The sequence below is a fragment of the Clostridiales bacterium genome, from assembly GCA_015243575.1.
Classification (GTDB): Bacteria; Bacillota; Clostridia; order Peptostreptococcales; family Anaerovoracaceae; genus Anoxybacterium; species Anoxybacterium hadale.
The window spans coordinates 4,728,769-4,749,904 of record CP042469.1 but is presented as its reverse complement, the minus strand read 5'-3'; the positions used below and the strand labels follow the sequence as shown (position 1 = coordinate 4,749,904).

12 protein-coding genes, 3 tRNA genes and 3 rRNA genes are annotated in these 21,136 nt (G+C 43.4%); 7 read left to right on the top strand and 11 right to left on the bottom strand.

Features of this window, described 5'->3' with window-relative positions:
• Positions 1 to 237 precede the first annotated feature (237 nt).
• Positions 238 to 432 carry a hypothetical protein gene (locus tag FRZ06_20805; protein QOX66031.1) on the bottom strand — a complete coding sequence of 65 codons (195 nt, stop codon included), beginning with the start codon at positions 430 to 432 and terminating at the stop codon, positions 238 to 240.
• A gap of 361 nt (positions 433 to 793) precedes the next feature.
• Positions 794 to 1,849, bottom strand: coding sequence for an ABC transporter substrate-binding protein (locus tag FRZ06_20800; GenBank protein ID QOX65614.1), 1,056 nt, complete (start codon positions 1,847 to 1,849; stop codon positions 794 to 796).
• A 411-nt stretch (positions 1,850 to 2,260) separates the two neighbouring features.
• Here FRZ06_20800 and FRZ06_20795 point away from each other — a divergent pair, with 411 nt between their 5' ends.
• Together FRZ06_20795 and FRZ06_20790 are read left to right on the top strand one after the other, a co-directional pair.
• Entirely contained in the window at positions 2,261 to 3,295 is a 1,035-nt protein-coding gene (locus FRZ06_20795) for an iron ABC transporter permease (GenBank protein QOX66030.1), read from the top strand.
• The gene (locus FRZ06_20790) at positions 3,276 to 4,061 is read left to right on the top strand and encodes an ABC transporter ATP-binding protein (protein QOX65613.1); all 786 of its coding nucleotides are present in this window, start codon (positions 3,276 to 3,278) and stop codon (positions 4,059 to 4,061) included. The genes FRZ06_20795 and FRZ06_20790 overlap by 20 nt, the downstream gene beginning before the upstream one ends.
• A 59-nt stretch (positions 4,062 to 4,120) precedes the next feature.
• On the opposite strand, the gene FRZ06_20785 is transcribed toward FRZ06_20790, so the two are convergent.
• Positions 4,121 to 4,203: transfer RNA gene (locus FRZ06_20785), tRNA-Leu, on the bottom strand.
• Positions 4,204 to 4,559: 356 nt separating this feature from the next.
• Between FRZ06_20785 and FRZ06_20780 the strand changes: the two genes are divergently transcribed.
• Positions 4,560 to 6,101, top strand: a complete 1,542-nt coding sequence (locus FRZ06_20780) for a hypothetical protein (protein ID QOX65612.1) — start codon at positions 4,560 to 4,562, stop codon at positions 6,099 to 6,101.
• Positions 6,102 to 6,185: 84 nt separating this feature from the next.
• Here FRZ06_20780 and FRZ06_20775 read toward each other — a convergent pair whose 3' ends face one another.
• Positions 6,186 to 8,585, bottom strand: a complete 2,400-nt coding sequence (locus tag FRZ06_20775) for a hypothetical protein (protein QOX66029.1) — start codon at positions 8,583 to 8,585, stop codon at positions 6,186 to 6,188.
• Positions 8,586 to 8,635: 50 nt separating this feature from the next.
• On the opposite strand from FRZ06_20775, the gene FRZ06_20770 reads away from it, so the two are divergent.
• Positions 8,636 to 8,851 (top strand): hypothetical protein, encoded by a 216-nt coding sequence (locus tag FRZ06_20770; GenBank protein ID QOX65611.1) that lies wholly within the window; start codon positions 8,636 to 8,638, stop codon positions 8,849 to 8,851.
• Positions 8,852 to 8,853: 2 nt separating this feature from the next.
• On the opposite strand, the gene FRZ06_20765 is transcribed toward FRZ06_20770, so the two are convergent.
• Positions 8,854 to 10,701: a diguanylate cyclase gene (locus tag FRZ06_20765; GenBank protein QOX65610.1), complete on the bottom strand. Its 1,848-nt coding sequence runs from the start codon at positions 10,699 to 10,701 to the stop codon at positions 8,854 to 8,856.
• Between the two features lie 224 nt (positions 10,702 to 10,925).
• Between FRZ06_20765 and FRZ06_20760 the strand changes: the two genes are divergently transcribed.
• Complete coding sequence (locus FRZ06_20760) at positions 10,926 to 12,626, top strand: XRE family transcriptional regulator (GenBank protein ID QOX65609.1); 1,701 nt, start codon at positions 10,926 to 10,928, stop codon at positions 12,624 to 12,626.
• A 190-nt stretch (positions 12,627 to 12,816) separates the two neighbouring features.
• Here FRZ06_20760 and FRZ06_20755 read toward each other — a convergent pair.
• The 6 genes from FRZ06_20755 to FRZ06_20730 all read right to left on the bottom strand — a co-directional run bounded on the left by FRZ06_20755 (position 12,817) and on the right by FRZ06_20730 (position 19,803).
• Positions 12,817 to 12,891, bottom strand: a tRNA-Glu gene (locus tag FRZ06_20755).
• Between the two features lie 8 nt (positions 12,892 to 12,899).
• Positions 12,900 to 13,016, bottom strand: a 5S ribosomal RNA gene (gene rrf / locus FRZ06_20750).
• 60 nt (positions 13,017 to 13,076) lie between these two features.
• Positions 13,077 to 15,961: ribosomal RNA gene (locus tag FRZ06_20745) — 23S ribosomal RNA — on the bottom strand.
• Positions 15,962 to 16,268: 307 nt separating this feature from the next.
• Positions 16,269 to 16,345, bottom strand: a tRNA-Ile gene (locus tag FRZ06_20740).
• A 67-nt stretch (positions 16,346 to 16,412) separates the two neighbouring features.
• Positions 16,413 to 17,937 (bottom strand): 16S ribosomal RNA (locus FRZ06_20735).
• The 16S, 23S and 5S rRNA genes sit together here with 2 tRNA genes alongside, the layout of an rRNA operon.
• Before the next feature lie 606 nt (positions 17,938 to 18,543).
• Positions 18,544 to 19,803, bottom strand: a complete 1,260-nt coding sequence (locus tag FRZ06_20730) for an MFS transporter (GenBank protein QOX65608.1) — start codon at positions 19,801 to 19,803, stop codon at positions 18,544 to 18,546.
• 118 nt (positions 19,804 to 19,921) lie between these two features.
• Here FRZ06_20730 and FRZ06_20725 point away from each other — a divergent pair, with 118 nt between their 5' ends.
• Both FRZ06_20725 and FRZ06_20720 read left to right on the top strand, forming a co-directional pair.
• Positions 19,922 to 20,632, top strand: a complete 711-nt coding sequence (locus FRZ06_20725) for a DUF421 domain-containing protein (GenBank protein ID QOX65607.1) — start codon at positions 19,922 to 19,924, stop codon at positions 20,630 to 20,632.
• Positions 20,629 to 21,012 carry a DUF4363 family protein gene (locus tag FRZ06_20720; protein QOX65606.1) on the top strand — a complete coding sequence of 128 codons (384 nt, stop codon included), beginning with the start codon at positions 20,629 to 20,631 and terminating at the stop codon, positions 21,010 to 21,012. Before FRZ06_20725 ends, FRZ06_20720 begins: the two co-directional genes overlap by 4 nt.
• Positions 21,013 to 21,136 lie beyond the last annotated feature (124 nt).

The following is a 21,136-nucleotide window of genomic DNA, read 5'->3' as shown; positions in this document are numbered from 1 at the left end:
CTCAGCAGTCCATATTATTCAGCACTCCCTGCAAGGCTTCCACCAACCCCTGCTCTCTATCAGGTCGCTTTCTGATTTTTTTCTGCTTCAACGGTTTCATTCATTTACTTGTATTTATGAATTATACTATAGGATTTTTTGATTGTCAACGGGGCAAATTGTTTGCATATGAAAAATTCTTGACCAATATTCTTGATTCTTGATTCTCAATACGGAGCAAACTCTGGATTCGCGTTGTCATATCCTGAAAACTGCAATTCTTGCAGGCAAGCGGCTGAGTCGGATGGATTTTCCGCTTGCGTTATACAAGCCAAGAGTCGTCCCCCTGGGGATAAATCCGGTGAATCCGAAGCAGACCACTTGCTGTCCTGCTGCAGGACCGTTATTAGCCCCATACAATCCAAAGCCTGGGCCGTTAAGCCCTATTGAAATAGTTATTGGACCAGCTTCATCAGCAGCTGGAGTTACAAAACCCATACAGAAATAATTACCTGGTACGATAATTCTTAAAAGATCTTTACCATTGAATTCCACACCGCTGCGTTCCACAACCGGCGGAACAAATTGTACCGCTTCCTGGTCGTTGACAATTTGCGCAGCTGTTGTTACCACACCAGCATATACAGAGGAAAACGATCCGCTGCAGCTGCCGTAATATCCTGAGCAATCATTTGGATGCTGCCAGTATTGCAACATAAACACTCCCTATCTATAAAATGAAGCAAATACACTTCGCACCCTTCATTTTATGACTGAAAGCTTTGCTTCGTTCCTCTCTGCCTCCTTCGGCGGATCAATCCTTGAGGTTTGGATACAATTCCTTGGAAAGCTGTTCTGCGCCATCGATGATTTGATAGCTATACCCCCAAAATCGGCTAAAGTCGATGATGAATATCCTCTGATTCTTCACAGCAGAAATAGACTGCAGTGCAGGCATATTGTATATTTGCTCTATTGATTTCATTGGATCTTGCCCACCATTATAATGAGAGATCAGCAGTACATCCGGGTTTGCAGACACGAACTGTTCCAGATTGATTTCACTGTTTCCGGCGGCATCCTTAAAAGCGTTATCCAGCTTTATAATATTTAGAACGCTATTTTGGAAGGTATCATTGCTGGCGGAATAAACCGCGAGATTTCCGTCAGTCACAGAAACATAAGCGTACCGGAGGGTCTCCTGTTCTTCCGATACCTTCTCGCTTAACTTGTCCAGCCTGGATTGCAAATCAGCAGCAAAAGCTGCAGCATTCTCCTGAACATTGAAAATTGTGCCAATCTCTTTGATGTCCTGAAACAACGCGGATATTGTTGCTCCTTTCTTTCCGGTATTTAATATATATGTATTAATTCCAAGGGAATTTAATTCTTTTACAGTTCCCACGCCCCATTCCGAATCAGCAAATAAATCCGCTCTCCCAATGACAAGGTCAGGAGCAGCCCCAAGCGTTAGTTCTTTACCCACATACTCACTAGAAAGAACTGGTATCGTTTGGAATTCATTGTAAATATCTTCAGCGGTTTCACCGTATAATGCAGCAACGCCAACCATTGACTTGGTCAATCCCAAGCGAATCAGCAGTTCCGCGATGGATTGATTGTTGGCTACTACCCGTTGGGGCGCAGCTTTGAATACCTGATCTTTTTCTGACCAAACTCCATCATCTATACTATGATTTGAAACTGACAGAGGATAGTTTGTTGAAAAACCATCCTGCACTTGCTTATTAATACCCCCTTCTGCCGCCCCATTGGTTTCATCAGAAATCCTTGAGGAGCATCCCATCATTCCTGCCAGCAGCAATATCAAACACATTATGAATAAATATTTTTGATCAATTTTTCTCATTCTATCATTCCTTTGCTTTCGTTTTTCCGGGATTTATTTTTGTAACTTATCATCCCTTTTGGGTTCTTGCGTATTTTTAGTTAGTTATATCTAACTACGCAAGTATATAATACAGATCCGCAGTTGTCAATTTCAATCATTAAATAAAGCTGCCACTTTTTATCCAGTTCGAGAGCACAAAAGCGCGTTGATTCTAGTTTGACAGAAATGGCCGTCCATGATATACTAGCCAAAGTTAGTTTAGACTAACTTCATGCGCTTAATCTGGAATTCAACCACGCAATCAAATGATAGTGTCAAGTATTATATGAAAAACAAAATTAAAGGCTGGGAGTCTAATTTATGAAAATTCAGTTTCAAGAGCAAAAAGTATGGAACAATAAGAAAGGCATACAGGATGTAGCATTTGGAATGCTGCTGGTTATTCTGTCTCTTTTGATTCTCTTTTCCATTGGCTGCTCTGTTTCCATCGGTCAAGTGCCGATATCCCTTCAGGATACTTTTCAGATTTTGCTTTATAAAGGCTCTGGCATGCAAATCGGTTCGTTAGAGGGAATTGGTCAGGCATCTTTTGCAGATATTATATGGCACCTTAGATTGCCACGCGCACTGATGTCCATGCTCGTCGGCGCAGGATTGTCTCTCTGCGGCGCAATTATGCAGGCCTCTGTTCAAAATCCTTTGGCCGACCCATACATTCTTGGAATATCTTCCGGCGGTGCGCTGGGTGCAACCTTTGCAATCCTGATGGGCTTTAGTATACCTGGAGTATTGGGGCAAATCGGCATTGCCGCTTGGGCATTTGCCGGAGCCTTCGGAGCCGCACTTCTCGTCCTGGTGATTGCAGGGATGGGCAGCAAAGTAACCTCTATAAAGCTGCTCCTTGCAGGAATGGTAATAAACGCCCTATGCAATGCGTTTTCTAACTTTATTGTCTATTTTGCAAGCAACGCAGAGGGAATTAAAACGGTTACTTTTTGGACGATGGGAAGCCTTGCTTCTGCCACATGGAACAAACTGCCGCTGATCGGAATCGGAGTGGTGATTGCCTCAATCTTCTTTCTAACCCAGTTCAGAACATTAAACACCATGCTTCTGGGGAGCGAAACTGCAGTCACGCTGGGAATCTCTTTAACCCGCCACCTCAGAATTTATATGCTCATGTCATCTATTGTTACAGGAATTATGGTCGCAAGCTGTGGTACAATCGGTTTTGTCGGGCTAATTATCCCTCATATTGTTAGGGGTATTTTGGGCTCTGATCATAAAAGGTTGATTCCTGCATCCATCCTTTTTGGTTCAATCTTTCTGATTTGGGCAGACATTCTTGCCAGGATATTAATTTATCAGAGCGAGCTCCCCATTGGCATCATCACTTCTATGATCGGAGCACCGATGTTTATGTATATGCTAATAAAAAAGGGCTATGGTTTTGGAGGTAAATAGAATGGGATTTGAAGCGTCGAATATTACGGTATCACTCAGCAATATCAATATCGTCAATGATATTTCGCTCAGAGTAAAGGAAGGACAATTTGTTGGTTTAATTGGTCCTAACGGATGTGGAAAATCAACGCTACTAAAAAGTATCTACAAAGTAGTCAAACCGAAACAGGGTAAAGTCTATCTAAATGGTATGGATCTATTAAATACTGATCCTAAAACAGTCTCTCGAATGATGGGTGTTGTCGGTCAGTTTAATGAAATCAGCTTTGATTTCACAGTTCAAGAAATGGTATTGATGGGGAGAACACCTCATAAAAAATTTCTAGAAGGCGATACAGAAGATGATTATGAAATTGTACAAAGGGCACTCGATCAGGTTAGCTTGTCCGGATATGAAACACGCAGCTATAGCTCTCTTTCCGGAGGAGAAAAGCAGCGTGTCATATTGGCTCGTGCTTTGGCGCAGCAGCCAACGTTCCTGGTTATGGACGAACCAACAAACCATCTGGATATCAAATATCAGCTGCAAATTCTATCCGTCGTGAAGAAATTGTCCGTTGGAACCCTTGCAGCCTTGCATGATCTCGAACTTGCTGCAGATTATTGCGATTACCTCTATATGGTAAAGCAGGGAAGCGTTGTTGCCTGCGGCACCCCCATAGAGGTGCTGACAAAAAAACGAATCAGCGATGTCTATGATGTAACGTGTGAGGTTTATACAAATCCTATCACGGGAGGTTTAAGTATCGCCTACCTGTCCTTCTGAGCTTCTCATGCACTCCCATAATAAAAAAGGGCACTGCTAATGCTGTGCCCTTTTCCAAATGGTGCGCGATGAGGGACTTGAACCCCCACGGTCGCCCGCTAGATCCTAAGTCTAGTGCGTCTGCCAATTCCGCCAATCGCGCATATTATTTTGTTCACTGCACATCCTTAATTTAAGGATCAGCGACGTGACAAGTTTGATTGTACCCGATTTCCACTACCTTTGTCAACTGTTTTTTAATTTTTATAAAATATTCTGTTCATTTTTCTCATGCATGAATTCAGTATTGAAAATTACTAGAGTCATAGTATTTAATTCAAAATGTTTCATTTTTGATCAGAAATCGGCAAAAACGTACTGGTTTAACCGCAAACTTATTATATTCAGTATTAATTTGCTGTCTTTGCTTTCGAGGCTATTTAAGAGTTGATTCCAGCCGCAAACCTATGATATATTATCTTGATCGTTAATATTTCAATCTTTATTAGGAGGTATTTAATGGAGAAAATTTTAGAGCAAGTCTCCCATATTCAAATGCTTGATCAGCTCGTAATCACTTTCTTGCTGGTCATACCGATTATCCTAATCGCCCGAACAGTTGTGTCAGGAACAAAGTATTCCCCGATCCTGATCATTGTTATCTTCGGATTGTTAATGGGCTATTCTCTTGTTGCTGGAAACGTTGCAACTCCCGGTGTCAAAGAGCTGCCAGTTGTAATTCTGATGAGTAAGGTCACCATAACGGCATTAATCGCTTCGTTTTTTGTCGGAGGCCAGGAAATCAAAAAAATTCTAACCCACCAAGAGATCGCTGTTGATGATACAGTATCATTATGCCAAGACGAAATACTGCTTGGAACAAAAAATACACAGTTAATCTTTATCATTCGAGCATTTTTTATTTTGCTGGGAATTGAAGGTATTAATCGGCTGATTAGTGGTGTTGTGAGCGGTGACCCTCTTCACCAATTTTATCCTATCATCGCATATCTGGGCCTTGCTGGAGCCGTCATATTGATTGACCCCCGTGCAAAAATTAAGGATAAGCGCCAGTATCTTAGAAAAGGTGTTCTCGAAATTATAATAATCATAATGATCTTGTTTTTATCATCCTTAATTGCGAATTCGGTAAAACCAATTATCGCTTTACCACAAATATTTTTCGCAATGATGATTTCAGCCGGAATCGGAGCTGTTTTCTCTGATTGGAAATTTGGCCCTACACTGCGCTCCCTACTTTTTGCCGGAATTCCGGTTGTTTTGGCGGCCAACTTCATTGTAGGAGGCTCCCTTATGGTAGAAGCATTCAAGATAACGGGAATGAAAGCAGTTATGGCATATGGCCTCTTCGGTCAATTATTCTGGATGTTTGGAGGGCTTACCCTTCTTATCTGGATCGCTAAAGCAAACCATGTGAGAAACCTCGGACCCGGTATGGCAGGTGCTTTATCTCACTCTGGATTAACCGGTGCTTGTACTGCAGGTGATCTGGGTGATGAAGCCGCATCGAGGGCTCCAATCATGATAAACATCCCCTTTTTCGGGCACATTTTCGTATTTTCAATCTTAGCAGCCAGCGCATCGAGAGGTTCTTTATACGTAGGCTGGGTGGTCCCGCTTGTTGTTGTTGGGATCGGACTTACGTATTTATCCCTGAGAACTTTAAAATCTGCCTCCGGAGATAAGACAAAAGAAGTGAAAGGGTTGATGCAGTTTTCATTTGGTTTTCAGATCGTAGCAGTGTTTGGAAGCTTTCTAATGCTGGCACTTTCGGGCATGAGCATTAATGATTCTGCAATGGCAACATCTTCCGCAATTTCTCACTTTGGGCTTTTTGCAGCGATTCAGGGCGGAATGTTCAGCCAGGAAGCAGCATCACTGATTCCTCTTATCTTTGCAATGCCATTCCTGATCCATCCGTTTGTATTTGGTCTGTTTGGAAAAGCGGTTGAGAATAATGGAAAAATGCCCGCAAAGGTGATCCTTTCTTTATTTATAATAGGTTCTATTGGTGTTGCGTATTCGTTATTCTTATCTTAAGATTATTTTTTACCCAGTACTTAATACTGCATGAGGTATACAATATCCAGATGACGGGACAACTTCCCGCCATCTGGATATTTTTTAATACTTGTTCCCCAACTTATGTCCAAGCGTCAATTGCTCATAGGTATGTATTGCGGGCATTGCTTCATGCTTACGGATGGAAAGGGCTCTCTTGTCTTTATCTGATTCATCCAGGCAGTCCCTTAGCTTGAATTTCCTGACCATTTCCTTTAGGAGCTCTGCTTGTCCGGAGAGTTCCTCACTTGCCGCGGCGCTCTCCTCAGCAGTTGCTGAATTATTCTGAACAACCTGGGAAACCTGATCGAGCCCTTTATTGATCTGAACAATGCCAGAAGCCTGCTCGTTGGAAGCCTCTGCGATATTTTCTACCAGGTTCGCTGCTTGTCCAATCGTCTCCACGATATCGTTAAGTGCAGCTGCAGTCTCATTGGCAATCTCAGTCCCAGTTCGAACACTTTCAATGGAACTTTCAATCAGCTCTGTGGTATTTTTTGCTGCATCAGCGCTGCGGGCAGCAAGGTTTCTAACCTCTTCTGCAACAACTGCAAAGCCTTTCCCGTGCTGACCTGCCCTGGCAGCCTCTACAGCTGCATTTAGTGCAAGGATATTGGTTTGAAATGCAATATCATCGATGACCTTGATGATCTTTGAAATATCTACTGAGGAATTACTAATATCAGACATTGCTCGGAGCATTTCTTTCATTTGCTGATTGCCTTTCTCCGCATTGACCTTAGCCTGAGAAGCAAAATCATTAGCATTGTTTGCATTTACTGCATTCTGTTTCGTTTGAGCCGCTATTTCAGTAATGGAGGCGGCTAATTCCTGTACGGTACTGGCCTGCTCTGTTGATCCCTGAGAAAGGGACTGGCTCCCCTCGGAAACCTGCCGGGATCCTGCAGCCACTTGATCTGATGCCTTATTCATTTCTCCCATGACTTCGTTTAGCGAATCAGTAATATTGTTGAGCGCTTCTGAAATATGTGAAAAATCACCCTGGTATTCTCTGACCCGATCTACCGCCAGATTGCCTCCCGCAATTTGCCCTACTGTTAGCGTTATGTCACTAATGACTGACCTCAAGTCCGATGTAAAGATATTGATGGACTGAGCAAGCTGATTGAAATCTCCCTGATAAGCACCTCTCACCGAAGTCTGCAGTCTGCCCAAACGCATTTCTCCCATGACCTCTGAAACTTCTTGCAGAGGTTTCGATACTTCAGCCATGATGTGGCTCATACCATCGATAAGTTCTCTCCATGCACCTTCAAAATGGTCAGAATCTGATCGCATGGTTAACTTCCCCTCGATAACAGCATTGGTAAGCCGTGAAGCTTCATCCACAGATCCCTGAATATTCTCCATCATCTTGATCATAGAAGGCATCAGCATGTCATTTTCACTTCTTTTCCCAATTTTATGCAGGTCATCCAGATCGCTAAGATCTCCTTCCGCAATGTCGTTTAATATTCGTATGGTATTTCGAATACGTTGTGAGACACCGTTGATTCCAGATGCAAGTTCCTCGAAGATCCCATTGAATCTCCCTTCCATAGTATGAGTGTAGTCATTGACACTCATTCGATTTAAAAGATCTCTAACCTCAATCAGGGCTTCCATACCGTCAACGCATTGGTTGATGCTATTTTTCACCTCAAGGAATCCCCCCGCATAATCAGTAATACGCTCCGGAATTTTCCCTTCGCTGATCCGTTTCAAACACATCACAGACAAGTTCAATGGTGCAGCTGCAAGATCTAACGTCTCATTCACACAATCTGCCATCTTCCGATATCTTCCACCCAGTCTCTCCTGATGGACTCTGTGAGACAGGTCACCTTCCACAACTGCTTTGAGAAGAAGATCGAGCTCCTCCTGCAATGCTTCACAGGGCTTACATATATTTTTGAGTTCATCTATGAATAAAAATCTACTATCATCACATCTTGTTTCAAGATTTGCTAAGTCCTCACCCTCTGCAAATCGATTCATATATTCCTTTATAAGTTTGATATGCTCCCCTGCTGTGTAGAGTCCATCAGACTGAAGTTTTAGGATCTTTGCAAATCCGCCTTCCAGTAAACTGGTGTCCACTTGCTCATTCCATCCTCCCTGCCAGGATGTTTGCGAAATCTTTGTGGCTTCATTTATTAGCAAATTGCAATTGTACGCAATGGAATGTAATGCAGCTGACAATGGACTCTGCTCAGACTGAGCAATAGGATATAGAGAGAAATCACCAGATGCAATCCCATCAGCCATCAGAGTACTCTTTTGAAGGGCCTCCTCTCTGTCCGCGAGTCTTTGTTCAATATTGTGCAGCTCTTTTTTCTGTCTATTACTGTTTCTGCTTATGGTAATCACTGCTGTTATTCCAGTAATTACGACCGAAAGCGCCGCTGCTGCAAGCAGGTTTCTTGTCATGAGCTGCTGGTCGTCCTTCATCTGAATGGCCATCAAACCCAAAATGCCAAATGTGATTAAAGTTCCAATTAAGACCGTTATTTGTGCCTTCCTTATCGTCAACAACACTTCCTCCTGTTCTCCAAATCATCGATCACTCGCTGACTAGCACCTTACCAACTTTTTCTTTTTGCTTTCTCTTTTTTTCTTTTTTCTATTTCCTTTTCCTTCTCTTTCCATTTCTCCTTTTCCTTCGCTTTCTACTTCTCTTTCTACTTCGCTTTCTCTTTCTCTTTCTCTTTCTCTTTCTCTTTCTTTGATTCTATGGTGAATTCTCTGATGGGCATTTTATTCTCTCCCTGCCACGAAGTACTTTTTCGATAAATAGGTCAACGATTATCGAATCAAATTGAGTTTCCTTATTTTTGATCAACTCCTCAATTGCTTCATCTTTGTTTTGAATCTTATTATAGGGCCTCTCATTCGTCATGGCATCATAGGAATCTGCAACAGCGATGATTTTCGATGCCAGTGGAATCTCTTCTCCGCAAATTCCCCGGGGATAACCTTTACCATCGGGACGTTCATGGTGAGAAAGAACATTTACAGCAATATCAGACATATCTGGTGATGTGTTCAAGATACGGTATCCGATATCCGAGTGTCGCTTAATTTCTAACCACTCATATTCTGTCAGCTTCTCAGTCTTTTGGAGAATCCTGTCATCAATTGTGACTTTCCCGATATCATGCAGAAGTCCGCTGACTTTCAATTCATTGATATCTTTCGCAGATAGGTTCATCGCTGTGCCAATCTGCTCACAGAGGAGGCTCACCCGCTCTGAGTGGCTTTCAATTCGAGGATTTTTTTCCCGAAGGGTACGGAATATGGCATGGATGATATTTCCACGCATACTGCCGCTTTCGGCCAGCTTATGCTTGTACATAAAATCTTCTGCACTTTTCAAAACCTTACTTAAGCTTTCATCTTTTTCAGTTTTAGTTCCCCAGCCTAATGAAACAGAGACATTCAGTGATCCAACCTTCATTTTACTGCAGGACCGCAAAATCTTTTTTACAATATCCTCAACTTCCGCCTTCGTTGTTTTGGGCAGCAGCATCACAAATTCATCACCACCCCAGCGGGCAGCTATGTCACCGCATCGACAAGCCGTTTTCAATGCACTGGAGGCTTTCATCAGGAGTTTGTCCCCCCGTGCATGCCCAAACGTGTCATTGACAAGTTTCAGGCCATTAAGATCCCCCATGATAATGGAAATCGGAAGATTTCTAGCCACATCGAGTCTTTTAAATTCTTCTTCAAAATATCTTCTGTTATGCATTCCCGTCAGTGCATCATAAAAGCTTTTAAAGTAGATTTCGTCCTGCCTTTTTTTCTCATCGGTAACATCTCTGAATACAATAATTACACCTTGTATGTCCCCAGATTTATTTTTAATAGGAGCGGCACTGTCCGCGATGGACCGCACAGTACCGTCTTGTGAGATTAATGCTGTATGATTTGCGAGGCCTTGAGTAACACCAAGCTCCAAAACCTTATGAACAGGATTTTCGCAGATATCTCCGGTTTCTTCATTAACAATTCGAAAAACTTTCTCAATAGGCAAACCAAGGGCATCTGCCTGTTTCCAACCTGTCATTCGTTCTGCTACTTGGTTTAAAATTGTTATTCTTCCCCTCTGATCTGTTGAAATTACACCATCACCAATGGAGGTAATGGTGATCCGAAGCCGTTCCTTCTCCTGCTCCAGATGCTCTTCTAGCTGCGCTCGTGCATTCAAATCTTTTATAAGACACTGATTTAGATGTTCAACCGTTAATCGTTCTCTTTTTATCCCTTCGGACAATCGATATGTAATTAGTCCAATTGCAAGAAACACACCCAACCTCACAATCTCATCCCACAGTGGCTCAGGGTGAAATATGGAAAAGAGCACATAGTGAAACATGCTGATGAATGAGGAAAAAATCAAACCGCTTCTTGCATACCGGAAGCAGGAGTATACGATGGGGATATAGAACAAATTTTGATATATAATGAATACACCATTTGAAAGGCATAGATAACTGATCATAAAAATCATAAGTGTTGATAGCACTAGCAGCACTTTCCGATGATTCGGTTTTCGTTCAGGTCGAATTTTCTCCATTCCATGCTCTCCTTGCCTGCCACTTTCTTAAGATTGGGAATCCAGCTATGATGCTTTCTATCATACACAAATCAAAAGAAAAAATCCCTAAACTTTCCAATTTGTCCTGTCCACTTTTCTGACAAAATCCAACAGGATTTTACAGTGTGCTATGTTTGAAGTAAAATGAATGGGTATCAATTTCGTTGAATTAATCTAACTTTTGTTAAGTATGGGAGCAGAAAATGAAAGAGAATATTACCTATAGCGAATGTTTATCGGGAATTCTAAGCGCCTTAAATATGAAAAGCAGTAAGCTTTCAAGAGAAATAAATATCGACTCTTCCTTAATATATAAATGGTTACGAAACGAAAGGGTACCATCCAATGAATCACCATATATTGAACTAATACTGGATTCTATTATGAAACGATTGGATAACCTGGTCCAAAGAAATGCAGTGATCGAATTGCTGGCCAGATACGAAGTACCATTATCTAGCCCAACGGAAGAGAGTCTGAAGTTCAGCTTAAGACTGTTTTTGCAGTCATCCCAAAATTACTCCTTGAAAGTACAAAATAAACTAAAGCACAGCAGGAAAAATGTTACAATCAAGGCACAACAACAAAACGCAATCCGTGCGAATACAGATTCAGGAAATGAAGATTTATCAGCGCGAAACGAAATGGAACATAGAAACGCAATTCAACTGATTGGAAGAACGAGAGCACAGCTCACTTCCGGTCATGATAAGGTGCAAATCATCAGCGGGTCATCAGAAATCCTTTGTGCAATTATTAATCTTCTTTTAACAGCGATGAAGAAACATAATTCTAGAGAACCAATTTTGCTCACATGCAATAGTGATTTACTATTAAGTCCCGGCGCGCAAGAGCTCACCCGCATGCTGGTACAGATCATGGACGAATTGCTGCGATGCGGTCGCGAGATAGTCCTGCTGATTAAAGTAGACGAGAATGGAAAGCGAACGGTAAGAATCATAGAAAACCTCCATCTACTTTCTGCAGGAAACCTTAAAGTTTATTACCACAAAAAATCTGGTGAATCGTTCTTTAACAAGGAGTTATGCATTGTTCCAAAAGCTGGAGCAATATGTGGCTTTTCTACACAAAGCGAAGGAGTGCCAGATAGTGCCTTTCTGTTTCAATCAAGGCAGAGTATTGAAATCTGGTCAGCACGATATTATCAGGATCTATCGGCTGCGGTCCCGTTATTAAAAATATATCCGCCTCAGGATTCCTACGAATTTCAAAAGGTTTTTGCTGATATTGAAGAGCATCCAGGCAATAAATACGTATTTAAGGAAGGCTTAAGTACAACGACAATGCCATCGGCTCTCTATGAAAAATATTTGAAATTGACAGGGATAACAGGTCAGGAGCTTTCATACCGCATCCACCTGCATAATCGGAGACTGGAAGCATTTCACGTGCAGATCAGAAGCTATCAATACAAAGACATATACTTCATTGAAGCACTTGATGACCTAATTGAGAACAATAAATACTCCTTTGATGAAAACTATATTCTAAGAAATATAAAACCTGATAATATTGATATCATCTGTCAACTGGAATACCTCATTTATCTGCTCCAGACCTATGATAACTATGAAATCGCTTTTGTAAGCAAGAATGACTATCCGCATATTGTAAATATTAACTGGATGGTAAAGTATGATGGCCTGGTGATGATTGAAACCTATCATCATGTAATAAAGAAAGACATATCTCATCAAGAAAAGAACTTTACTATCTCAGATAAGAGTATCGTGAAAGCATTTCACAATTACTTTCTTTTTTTATGGGATGAGCTTTCAGAAGAAACGAAGGACAAAAAAAAGGCTATTAAAAAGCTGCGGCAACTAATCAAACAATGTCGTAAAAAATCTGAACACAGCCTTTCAGTTGACTCATTACAATAACGACAGTCAGATATGCTTTTGCTCATTCAATCATTGATTTTAAGTCAATCGATTGCCTTTTCCAAAATAGGTTGTCTTGACACATTAGGGTGCCATATCACAATAGGTTTGTTTATTCAAATAGATAATGGGATTATAAAATAAAAAAAAACTCTGTAATAAACAGAGTTTTTCGTGCTTTTGCACTAATTGGTGACCCCACCGGGAATCGAACCCGGGTTACCGCCGTGAAAGGGCGGTGTCTTGACCGCTTGACCATGGGGCCTTAAAAAAAACCGGCGACGTCCTACTTTCCCAGGCAGCTGCCCGCCAAGTATCATCAGCGCTGAAGAGCTTAACTACTGTGTTCGAGATGGGAACAGGTGTGACCTCTTCGCTATAGTCACCGGATATTGAAGGTATCATGTACCCTCAAAACCGAACAATGTCAAAATATTTTACCTTGAAATCAATGGTCAAGCGTTCGACCTATTAGTATCGGTCAGCTGAATGCATTGCTGCACTTACACCTCCGACCTATCAACGTGATAGTCTCTCACGGGTCTTACCATTTCTGGAGGAAATCTATTCTTGTGGGGGGCTTCGCACTTAGATGCTTTCAGCGCTTATCCCGTCCATACATAGCTACCCAGCCGTGCTCTTGGCAGAACAACTGGTGCACCAGAGGTATGTCCATCCCGGTCCTCTCGTACTAAGGACAGCTCCACTCAAATTTCCAACGCCCACAGCGGATAGGGACCGAACTGTCTCACGACGTTCTGAACCCAGCTCGCGTACCTCTTTAATGGGCGAACAGCCCAACCCTTGGGACCTACTTCAGCCCCAGGATGAGACGAGCCGACATCGAGGTGCCAAACACCCCGTCGATGTGGACTCTTGGGGGTATAAGCCTGTTATCCCCGGGTAGCTTTTATCCGTTGAGCGATGGCCCTTCCACTCGGAACCACCGGATCACTAAGCCCGACTTTCGTCCCTGCTCGACCTGTATGTCTCGCAGTCAAGCTCCCTTCTGCCTTTACACTCTTCGCGCGATTTCCGACCGCGCTGAGGGAACCTTTGGGCGCCTCCGTTACTCTTTAGGAGGCGACCGCCCCAGTCAAACTGCCCACCTGACACTGTCCTGACGCTGGATAACAGCGCACAGTTAGAATTTCAACGTTACAAGAGTGGTATCCCAACGGTGACTCCACCAAAACTGGCGTCCTGGTTTCATAGTCTCCCACCTATCCTGTACATGCAACGCCGAAATCCAATATCAAGCTACAGTAAAGCTCCACGGGGTCTTTCCGTCCTGCTGCGGGTAACCGGCATCTTTACCGGTACTACAATTTCACCGAGTCTATTGTTGAGACAGTGCCCAGATCGTTACGCCTTTCGTGCGGGTCGGAACTTACCCGACAAGGAATTTCGCTACCTTAGGACCGTTATAGTTACGGCCGCCGTTTACTGGGGCTTAAGTTCATGCCTTCGATTGCTCTAAGCAGTCCCCTTAACCTTCCAGCACCGGGCAGGCGTCAGCCCCTATACATCAGCTTTCGCTTTAGCAGAGACCTGTGTTTTTGGTAAACAGTCGCCTGGGCCTTTTCACTGCGGCCAGCTTGCGCTGGCACCCCTTCTCCCGAAGTTACGGGGTTATTTTGCCGAGTTCCTTAACAATAGTTCTCTCGCTCACCTTAGGATTCTCTCCTCATCTACCTGTGTCGGTTTGCGGTACGGGCACCTACGATCTCGCTAGCGGCTTTTCTCGACAGTGTGAAATCAGCTGCTTCGGTACTTTAATTTCCTCCCCATAACGCCTCAGAATTGATCCGGCGGATTTGCCTACCAGATCTCCCTTGACGCTTAGACGCGCTCAACCAACGGCGCGCTCAGCTTATCCTTCTGTGTCCCCACATCGCTCAAACGATTTTCGGTGGTACTGGAATCTCAACCAGTTGTCCATCGCCTACGACCTTCGTCCTCGGCTTAGGTCCCGACTTACCCTGAGTGGACGAACCTTCCTCAGGAAACCTTAGATTTTCGGTGGGCAGGATTCTCACCTGCCTTACGCTACTCATGCCAACATTCTCTCTCGTATGCAGTCCACCATACCTTACGATACAGCTTCTACCCGCATACGATGCTCCTCTACCAATGATTCGTTAGAATCATTCCAAAGCTTCGGTAGTAAGTTTTAGCCCCGTTTATCTTCGGCGCAGAGCCACTCGACTAGTGAGCTATTACGCACTCTTTAAATGAGTGGCTGCTTCTAAGCCAACATCCTAGTTGTCTATGCAGCTCCACATCCTTTTCCACTTAACTTACATTTTGGGACCTTAGCTGTTGGTCTGGGCTGTTTCCCTTTCGACTATGAAACTTATCTCACACAGTCTGACTCCCAGTAAACAATATCTCGGCATTCGGAGTTTGATAGTTTTCGGTAACCGGTGAAGGCCCCTAGAACATTCAGTGCTCTACCTCCGAGTATCTTTGACTGAGGCTAGCCCTAAAGCTATTTCGAGGAGAACCAGCTATATCCGGGTTCGATTGGAATTTCACCGCTATCCACACGTCATCCCAGCCTTTTTCAACAGACATGAGTTCGGTCCTCCATATCCTTTTACGGATACTTCAACCTGCACATGGATAGGTCACCCGGTTTCGGGTCTACAGCATGCAACTTGACGCCCTATTCAGACTCGCTTTCGCTTCGGCTCCGGTGCTCCAGCACCTTAACCTTGCTACATACCATAACTCGTTGGCCCGTTCTACAAAAGTACAAGGTCACTTGCGCCCTTTGCTTGTAAGCATAAGGTTTCAGGTTCTATTTCACCTCCCGGGGTTCTTTTCACCTTTCCTCACGGTACTATTCTCTATCGGTCACTAGGTAGTATTTAGCCTTGGGGGGTGGGCCCCCCTGCTTCCCACCAGGTTTCACGTGCCTGGTGGTACTCTGGTGCCACTCTATGATTAGTCCATTTCGCCTACGGGGCTTTTACCCTCTACGGCCGAACTTTCCAGTTCGCTTCGACTATGAACGCTTCACGTTATGAGTGGTCCACAACCCCGGATAAATCCGGTTTGGGCTCTTCCCCGTTCGCTCGCCGCTACTTAGGGAATCGATGTTTCTTTCTCTTCCTCCGGGTACTTAGATGTTTCAGTTCCCCGGTTACCTCCTCTGTACCTATGAATTCAGTACAGGGTACTTGCGCATTACCACAAGTGAGTTTCCTCATTCGGAAATCTGCGGATTGACGGATGTTTGCTCCTGCCCGCAGCTTATCGCAGCTTGCCACGTCCTTCTTCGGCTCCTAGTGCCAAGGCATTCACCTTATGCTCTTATTCACTTGACCAAAAGTGATTTGCTGTCTGCGTTAGACAGCGTTGGTTTACTTTGTTAATTAACTCAGTAATTTTTCTGGTTTCTCGGTTCAAATTATTGAAATTGTAGTTAAAACCCTTTACAGTCTCTTTCGATCCGTTAAGATCTAGAAAAGACTTTACTTAGTTTTTAACTTTTGCTGTGTATTTCTACACAACCTCGATTTCGTTGTTAATTCGAAATATATTTTGCATTGTTCAGTTTTCAAGGTACATTGCTCTTCCTGATCCCCTGTGAGGATCATTGGAGTTCTGTGTTGTTTATACTGTTGAAAGTATAAATGGTGGGCTTGGGAGGACTCGAACCTCCGACCTCACGCTTATCAGGCGTGCGCTCTAACCACCTGAGCTACAAGCCCCTATAGTGAAATCCGGTTAAGGATTTCAAGGGTAATTTATTAAACTCATAGTGCAGAAATTTAAGTCTCCTTAGAAAGGAGGTGATCCAGCCGCACCTTCCGATACGGCTACCTTGTTACGACTTCACCCCAGTCATTGATTTCGCCTTAGGCAGCCTATTAACTGACCGACTTCGGGCGCCCCCAACTTCCATGGTGTGACGGGCGGTGTGTACAAGACCCGGGAACGCATTCACCGCGACATTCTGATTCGCGATTACTAGCAACTCCGACTTCATGTAGGCGAGTTGCAGCCTACAATCCGAACTGGGACTGGTTTTTGAGATTTGCTCCACGTCACCGTCTCGCTTCTCTTTGTACCAGCCATTGTAGCACGTGTGTAGCCCAGAACATAAGGGGCATGATGATTTGACGTCATCCCCACCTTCCTCCGAGTTATCCCCGGCAGTCTCACTAGAGTGCCCAGCCGAACTGCTGGCAACTAATGACAAGGGTTGCGCTCGTTGCGGGACTTAACCCAACATCTCACGACACGAGCTGACGACAACCATGCACCACCTGTCTCCTCTGCTCCGAAGAGAGAGATCCCGGTTAAGGGACTGTCAGAGGGATGTCAAGTCCTGGTAAGGTTCTTCGCGTTGCTTCGAATTAAACCACATGCTCCGCTGCTTGTGCGGGTCCCCGTCAATTCCTTTGAGTTTCACACTTGCGTGCGTACCCCAGGCGGAGCACTTAATGCGTTAACTGCGGCACCGAAACCTTGCGGCCCCGACACCTAGTGCTCATCGTTTACGGCGTGGACTACCAGGGTATCTAATCCTGTTTGCTCCCCACGCTTTCGTGCCTCAGTGTCAGTTACAGTCCAGAAAGTCGCCTTCGCCACTGGTGTTCCTCCTAATATCTACGCATTTCACCGCTACACTAGGAATTCCACTTTCCTCTCCTGCACTCAAGTCTTGCAGTTCGCAAGGCTTACAATGGTTGAGCCATTGCCTTTCACCCCGCGCTTACAAAACCACCTACGCACTCTTTACGCCCAATAATTCCGGATAACGCTTGCCCCCTACGTATTACCGCGGCTGCTGGCACGTAGTTAGCCGGGGCTTCCTCCAAGGGTACCGTCATTTATTCTTCCCCAAGGACAGAGCTTTACGACCCAAAGGCCTTCATCGCTCACGCGGCGTTGCTGCATCAGGCTTTCGCCCATTGTGCAATATTCCCCACTGCTGCCTCCCGTAGGAGTTTGGACCGTGTCTCAGTTCCAATGTGGCCGATTACCCTCTCAGGTCGGCTACTGATCGTTGCCTTGGTAGGCCGTTACCCCACCAACTAGCTAATCAGACGCAGGCCCATCCCATACCGATAAATCTTTGGCGAAGAAGCCATGTGACTCCCTCGCGTTATGAGGTTTTAATCCCGGTTTCCCGAGGCTATCCCTCTGTATGGGGCAGGTTGCCTACGCGTTACTCACCCGTCCGCCGCTCTCTATACTCTCACTCGACCGAAGTTTCATTTAAGTATATACCGCTCGACTTGCATGTGTTAGGCACGCCGCCAGCGTTCATCCTGAGCCAGGATCAAACTCTTAATAAATGGTATTTAATACTTGATTACTCAAGCAGTTAAATCTTGCTCAGTAAAACGCGTTTGCGTTTCGCTTTGTTCTAATTTTCATTTGCATATTTTCATATGGCATACGAATCTCAGAATTATTGTTTTTTTCAAAGAATTGTACGTTGACTCCTTCAAACAAGTTTGAATTTGTCTTACCAATCATTGCTGATTGTATTTGTACTTTAGTTTTCCGAGATCAGCTAAGATCTCTTTGACTAAATTTCTGCACTATGGAGTTGTCAAGGTTCATCGCTTCTTTCGAAGCATCCGCGTTTAGCGAACTTTTATATCATATCGCATCTACGCTTCTTTGTCAACCCTCTTTTTTAACTTTTTTTCGGCTCCTTTCGAAGCTCGACTGTCCGTCTTTTGAGGGCTACCCCTTTCTTTCAGAGCGTTAAGCTCGTCTCGAAAGGTGCTTATTCATAGTATCAAAGATGCTTGTTTCTGTCAACTCATTTTTGTGACTTTTTTCATCTTTTTTTACTTAACTATCAGGGCCTTAGGATTCACCGAATCGCCTGACAGCAAGTGTTATCTTAACAAATCTAGCTTCACCTGTCAACCTCTTTTTTATACTTTTTTCATTCTTTTATAACATCATTTCGATTCTTTTTGTGAAGACCAAATCCGACAAACACAAGTGCTCCTATTATATTATAGATGGAAAAGAACAGATAGACGTGTGCTCCGGAATAATGATCAAGGATGGCGCCGCCAATGAGATGACAGACAATCGAGCTGAAGTTCGATGAAAATGCATAGTAGAGCGCCATTGACATTCCAATGATGGCGGGATCAACAAGACAGTTCAAATAACGAACCAGTTCAACTAAAACAATTCCCGTTACCATTCCCTGAACGAAAAAAGTTCCAATAAGTAATCCGGGTGCGGGTCCCGTGCTGTACCATAAATATCGAAGTGCTGACATAATTAATGAAAACAAAATCAGCTTTTCCATACCGAATCGTCTTGACAATCGTTCGGACCATGCCATGAAAGGTGCTTCGGAGCTGCACATTAAAAGAAATGCAATTCCGATTCCAGCGATACTTCCGCCTACATCTTTATATAGAAAACCGAAGTATGTGTTATTGGCAACATTCGTACCTGTTATAAAAAAGGCTGCAAGGAGCAACGCCATGTATTTCTTATTCTTAAGAAGCATGAGATAGCTGTCCCTGTTTTTCCCCTTCTTTTTTTCATGAGCAGCATCGTTGCTGTGGTTCCCTGATTGATATTCTTTCAGGTCGGAGGCAGCACATCTCTGAATGGTTTCCTCTTCATAACTCCTTATACCGTTTGCCTTCCTGTTTCTGTTCTTTCTAAGCCGAACCAATATGAACCATGCCACCGTATATCCCAAAGCACATAAAGGAAGGATAATGATCAGACCTGCTGCATCTGCAATCTGCCCCGCCACAAAAACACCCACTGCGAAGCCAATAGAACCCCATTTTCTAACAGATCCAAAGTTTACCTGATCCTTAATGGACATAGCATCAATCAAAGGCATAATAGGGGTTTGGAAAAAGGCGAATACCATATAAACGAAAAGAAACACGATATATTGTTTCACAAAGGCTTCGCTCAGTATGATGATCGTAGCTGCGATGCATAAGAAGAGGAGCACTTTAGTACTATCCTTGCTATGATGGGATCGATATCCCCAGAATGGTGAAGCACCAATTCCTATGGCTGTGCCGGCTGCTGTAACGATTCCGATCTGGACTCCAGAAAAACCGATGCTTGCCATGTACTGTCCCAGCAGCGGCAAAAGCGAACCGAGCCCTGCGAAAGTAAATAAATAGATCCCTACATAACTGTAATATTTTGTTTTCATTCTTGTAACTAACCAACTCTCTTATTGTATTCAGCTGTTCAAAAGTGCCAAATTTAAGTATAACAGTCCTCTTTTAAGTACACAATACTTAAAGTATGATTTCCCGGAGGTGAAAAAAATGCTAATAATACTGATTAGGACTGTCATTCTTTATTTTGTCGTTTTATTTGTAATACGAGTCATGGGGAAAGCGGAATTGTCGAAGATGGATCCCTTTGAAATGGTATTGCTGTTCATGATTGCCGAATTGGCTGCAATTCCAATCGAATCTTTAGATATTCCGCTCATCAATGGTGCTGCCGCGATCCTGACTCTGCTTTTTTTAGAAGTTCTGATTTCGTTCCTTTCTATCAAATCCACCAAGATAAATGCTCTGCTAAATGGTAAACCGAGTATTCTCATTGACCACGGGAACCTTAACCTGAAAGAATTGAAAAGCCAGAGAATTACCATTGATGACCTTATGGAGCAATTAAGGCTGAAGAACTATCCCTCCATTGCTGATGTGGATTATGCTGTTCTTGAAGCTAACGGAGATTTAAGTGTAATACCAAAGCCAGAAAAATCCCCCCTGACACCTGAGGACATGGGCATTCCGGCCTCCTCAGAAATCATGCCTATGGTTTTGATATCAGACGGTATATTATATAAAAGAAATCTAAGTTTTCTTGGCAAAGAGGAAGCTTACCTAAAAAAAGAGCTTTCAAAGCTTAAAATTAATGACTACTCCCAAGTATTCTTATGCTTCTTTGATGAAAAGAAGCAACTGCATGTTTATCCAAAAGGAAAGAGCCGTAAAGAAATGCTAAAGGAGGTGCCGATAAAGTGAAAGCTCTAATCATTTCCGCTGCCAGCATGGTCATTATTATTGCCAGTTGGGGAATCTTCGTTAATTATGCAGACAGTAATCTTCATGAGCTGACCGGAATGATAGAAGATGATATTCTGGTTAGTGTTTATTCTGAGGACTGGGAGAAGGCTGTAACGCAAATAGAAAGCTTGACTGAAAAATGGCATAAACAGAAAAAAGTCTATACCTTCTTCTTTAATACCTCTGCTGTTATGGAAACGGATTATTCCATTGCCAAAGCAAAAAACTACATTAAGTCGAACAGTGTGCCCCTTGCTTCCGGTGAACTTAGCTGTATTAAAGAGCAGCTTGGTTTTTTACATTTAAATGAATTAATAACCCTTGATAATATTTTTTAATCATAGTAATATCTAAATTAAGTAGAGTAAATATTGTGCGTGAAGTGTCATAAGATGGGATGTCGCTTATGAACGAAAAACAGTCTAGTTTGCGATACAATATTGCGTCCGCTGCTGCATTAAG